This window comes from Bacteroides graminisolvens DSM 19988 = JCM 15093, assembly GCF_000428125.1.
GTDB lineage: Bacteria > Bacteroidota > Bacteroidia > Bacteroidales > Bacteroidaceae > Bacteroides > Bacteroides graminisolvens.
In genome coordinates, this window is record NZ_ATZI01000028.1 from 1 (window position 1) to 5,430 (window position 5,430).

Sequence of the window (5,430 nt, forward strand, 5' to 3'; positions counted from 1 at the left end):
ATTTGAAAGATGGAATGAGGTTATAAAGGATAAAATACTTGTTGCTGCACTTATAGACAGAATTACGCAAAAAGCTTATCTGGTAAATATGAACGGGGATTCTTACAGACTGAAGCAGACGAAATTATTAAACAAAAAATAAATGATTTATTATGTGTATAGAAGTTTATCTAAACAGAAAACGGGAAAAGGGAAAATATCCTTTGCCACGTTCCAACATTTTAATATTTTTGCAAGTGGCAGTGGTCCATTTTTTAATTATTATATGGTACCTTTTCTGATTATTATTTACATGGAATTGAAACAAGAGGGTATTGCGATGGCTATCAGCGCAGAAACAGGCTTTTAATTGTACCTTATGGAATTGAAACCAAAAAAAGACGCCATGATAGTAACATACGGGATCCTTTTAATTGTACCTTATGGAATTGAAACAGGTGACTCAGACTCGAGACGGCAGCAATACTATCCTTTTAATTGTACCTTATGGAATTGAAACTTCAATGTTCGCTTTCGCTGAAGCATTGTCGGCAACTTTTAATTGTACCTTATGGAATTGAAACACCAAACATTCATCTTAATATAACCCTCAATCGAATCTTTTAATTGTACCTTATGGAATTGAAACATACAGAGGGCTTAAGTTATCAGGCCTCTATTAACTTTTAATTGTACCTTATGGAATTGAAACCAAGACGGGAAAAAGCGTTTTGCGGGGTCAGTTGCTTTTAATTGTACCTTATGGAATTGAAACGAATTCAGGTTTATACATAATTGGCAAATTGTCACTCTTTTAATTGTACCTTATGGAATTGAAACAGGAATACATGGCGCAGTTTGCGGAAACGAGTAAGCTTTTAATTGTACCTTATGGAATTGAAACTTAAAAGACATTCTTCGGTGTAGTACTTGACTTTTCTTTTAATTGTACCTTATGGAATTGAAACAGGAATACATGGCGCAGTTTGCGGAAACGAGTAAGCTTTTAATTGTACCTTATGGAATTGAAACTTAAAAGACATTCTTCGGTGTAGTACTTGACTTTTCTTTTAATTGTACCTTATGGAATTGAAACAACGATTAAAGCAAAATGTTGTGCGAACGACTGTATCTTTTAATTGTACCTTATGGAATTGAAACACTTAAATACTCGGTATCAAGTTTATAAGTAGTTTTCTTTTAATTGTACCTTATGGAATTGAAACCAGAGACTTTTAAAATTACAAGATGATGGGATAGCTTTTAATTGTACCTTATGGAATTGAAACGCACATTATAAGAGTTTGCTTGTAACCATTTAAGTTCTTTTAATTGTACCTTATGGAATTGAAACTGAATGGACTTAATGCTAATGATAGATGGCTCATTGCCTTTTAATTGTACCTTATGGAATTGAAACACCTCAAATCTTGTGAGGAACTTTTGCGTTTTTTCGCTTTTAATTGTACCTTATGGAATTGAAACGCGAAAAAACGGCAAGACTGCATAATCATTGATTTCTTTTAATTGTACCTTATGGAATTGAAACGCCGTTCGTCAAGTGCCTCCTTCTGCCACGGTATGACTTTTAATTGTACCTTATGGAATTGAAACAAGAACTCATATACTTGCTTAGCTAGTTCCGGCTGTCTTTTAATTGTACCTTATGGAATTGAAACAACAATCAGTCCGGCTCTCCTAGGTATTCAAGTATGCTTTTAATTGTACCTTATGGAATTGAAACTCAGGTAGGTAGGCACGCCAACAAACTCACTTACCACTTTTAATTGTACCTTATGGAATTGAAACGTCGTTAAAAAAGAACCAAATCGGGTCATGTTTGATCTTTTAATTGTACCTTATGGAATTGAAACATGACAATGTTCTTGCTATATTGTAAGTAGCTTCTGTACTTTTAATTGTACCTTATGGAATTGAAACTGGAAGTAGCAAGACAATCAGCGATAAAGGTTATTTCTTTTAATTGTACCTTATGGAATTGAAACGGGCAACCTGAATACCTGATATGCACAAGTTTGGCTTTTAATTGTACCTTATGGAATTGAAACAAATAAAGTTGCTACCGTGCAGGCTGATGATAAGAACTTTTAATTGTACCTTATGGAATTGAAACAGTAGTACTATACAGTCTCCCGATCCTTTGGCTAATCTTTTAATTGTACCTTATGGAATTGAAACTCCTTACCGGTAAAATCCTTCACGTTACGTTTGCCCCCTTTTAATTGTACCTTATGGAATTGAAACACTTTTCGGGAACGGTGCACAGCAAACGGCTTTCTCCTTTTAATTGTACCTTATGGAATTGAAACCATTGAAGAAGCAAGAAGCAACCGCATGGATTAAAGCTTTTAATTGTACCTTATGGAATTGAAACAGGTGGTAGCATCGGCTACCAAGTTAGTAGCTGCCTTTTAATTGTACCTTATGGAATTGAAACATTATAATAAGAAGCAGTATTGACATAGCCAAGGATGCTTTTAATTGTACCTTATGGAATTGAAACCTTGAAAAGACTAATAAGTCTGTTGGTGTGGATATGCTTTTAATTGTACCTTATGGAATTGAAACAATTATACCTTCTTTTACACATTCAATAAATACATACCTTTTAATTGTACCTTATGGAATTGAAACATATATCTATTGAAGTAACTATTGAAAACTTTGAGTTCTTTTAATTGTACCTTATGGAATTGAAACAAAACAGAGGGTTTGGCAGCCGTCAAGGTAACGGTTCTTTTAATTGTACCTTATGGAATTGAAACAGCGGTATGATAATGACATGGCCGATGATACTACCTTTTAATTGTACCTTATGGAATTGAAACGCGTAAACTCTTTTTTTGTTGCCGCGCCTGTGCTTCTTTTAATTGTACCTTATGGAATTGAAACATCAATGAATTGAGCTACCCATGAATCTGGATCGCTTTTAATTGTACCTTATGGAATTGAAACTACCTGTACCTCAGGGGATTGATTGTACAGGACATCTTTTAATTGTACCTTATGGAATTGAAACGAAATACCAGACTGGAGTACATCCTGGTTATCTTCTTTTAATTGTACCTTATGGAATTGAAACGTATGGATCGATCCGTCCGTTAATTGCAAAAATGTACTTTTAATTGTACCTTATGGAATTGAAACCGCTCTAATATTTCAAGCACAGTAGCGTTAACGCCTTTTAATTGTACCTTATGGAATTGAAACTAAATACAATGGTTTATCAAAATCAATTACAGGGCTTTTAATTGTACCTTATGGAATTGAAACAATAAATGTCATGGAATCATCGTTTCCTAACGAATCTTTTAATTGTACCTTATGGAATTGAAACAAAACTCCACAATTGCATCGTGCTGCAAGGGTGTCTTTTAATTGTACCTTATGGAATTGAAACTGGAAGATGGCGTTTAGCTTGGTTAATATGTCGAGGACTTTTAATTGTACCTTATGGAATTGAAACACGGGATAAACTTCTTTCCGTGTCTGATCAAACAGCCTTTTAATTGTACCTTATGGAATTGAAACCAATTCAAGAATTATCCGTTGCTTGGTCGCAATTCTTTTAATTGTACCTTATGGAATTGAAACAGATAAAAAATCAATATACATTCCAAACAGGCCTTCCTTTTAATTGTACCTTATGGAATTGAAACACAGCAAAATTCTGTTTAGTCATACCCAAGTTGAAACCTTTTAATTGTACCTTATGGAATTGAAACGCAGAACACTCTCAGTACATTCTCCATTCAGGAAGTCCTTTTAATTGTACCTTATGGAATTGAAACAAAAGATCTTGTTTTTCTTCCTCAGACAGCTCTTCCTTTTAATTGTACCTTATGGAATTGAAACGAATGAAAGTTGGGTGGTGCATTATGATCCGCAAGACTTTTAATTGTACCTTATGGAATTGAAACTGAGCCTGCGGAAATGTTCGCGCACAGCCTTGCTGCGCTTTTAATTGTACCTTATGGAATTGAAACAATATAGATGAATTGACAGATGGGAAACGTACCCTTCTTTTAATTGTACCTTATGGAATTGAAACACCTCATAGCTTGGATGGTGGAGCAGCTGCCTTACACCTTTTAATTGTACCTTATGGAATTGAAACGAGAAACGACGGTACTCTTCAAAGGCTTTTTCTTTCTTTTAATTGTACCTTATGGAATTGAAACGTTCGCCTTGTTTGTTCAGGCGTGGGTAGTATCTACACCTTTTAATTGTACCTTATGGAATTGAAACTGTACCGAATGAGTATGCGGTAGCACATCTTTGGGTTCTTTTAATTGTACCTTATGGAATTGAAACCTTCAGGGTTACGACTCGGGCTTCACCTTGGGCATACTTTTAATTGTACCTTATGGAATTGAAACATTATCCTAGCTAGTACCTTTTTATCAGCCTCATCCTTTTAATTGTACCTTATGGAATTGAAACATAGACGTTCTCTATTGTGCTCAACTAGAGCTTTTACTTTTAATTGTACCTTATGGAATTGAAACAATCAACTGAATTACTATCCATCTTTTGGCACTCGATCTTTTAATTGTACCTTATGGAATTGAAACGGCAGAAGATGTTGGAGCTCGAGCAACGTATGCGCTTTTAATTGTACCTTATGGAATTGAAACCAGAAAATACAGAGCGATACCGTATCAGGTATGAGTCTTTTAATTGTACCTTATGGAATTGAAACAGCAGTCACAGACACAACAGTAGCAGTCGAACAACTTTTAATTGTACCTTATGGAATTGAAACTCGGATGTAATTGTTGACCCCACGCTTGTGGATGACCTTTTAATTGTACCTTATGGAATTGAAACAGTATAAGTACATAGATCCGCTCATTACCGGCGTGTCTTTTAATTGTACCTTATGGAATTGAAACTGTCTAAGCAGTATGCTCAGGTGAAAAAACGCATAGCTTTTAATTGTACCTTATGGAATTGAAACACTTGCATATAATGCAGCTTTGACGGCCGAAGGATCTTTTAATTGTACCTTATGGAATTGAAACAGTTTTCGGTGATGCGTCCGCATATGTGTCGAAGTACTTTTAATTGTACCTTATGGAATTGATGCCAGCTTCCCTTTTTTAGGACGGTGTTTAATTAGACTGCTAAATTAATAATATTATTATCAGTTTCATACTTCCTTCTGTATGAGGGTGTGTCAAAACAGGCACATCCTCTTTTTTTCTAATCGCTAGCTTGTCTCTAATCTAAGTTTACCTATGCCGCAATTTTCGGAAGCGGTGACTTCAAAGTCGCCCAATTCATCCCATAAATCGCTTTTAAGTGTGTGTACAGTCGGTAAATTAGGTCAAGAAATAGTTTAGAGGCTTCCTTGGCAATTTTTGCGCACATCTTTTTGATATTAAAGGCAATGACAAAGAAGGCAAAGTCCATTGTAACCTTTTCTTT

The 5,430-nt window shown here is 35.1% G+C and carries 1 protein-coding gene, 1 pseudogene and 1 CRISPR repeat array; of the genes and pseudogenes, one reads left to right on the top strand and one right to left on the bottom strand.

The window, feature by feature from the left end:
- Nucleotides 1-142: ATP-binding protein (locus C511_RS18450; RefSeq protein WP_034782436.1), on the top strand; the 142-nt coding region annotated here is incomplete at its 5' end.
- Between the two features lie 200 nt (nucleotides 143-342).
- Nucleotides 343-5,089: a CRISPR direct-repeat array (repeat unit 29 nt; unit sequence CTTTTAATTGTACCTTATGGAATTGAAAC).
- A 149-nt stretch (nucleotides 5,090-5,238) separates the two neighbouring features.
- On the opposite strand, the pseudogene C511_RS17600 reads toward C511_RS18450, so the two are convergent.
- A pseudogene (locus C511_RS17600) lies at nucleotides 5,239-5,430 on the bottom strand (IS5/IS1182 family transposase); the annotation flags it as partial.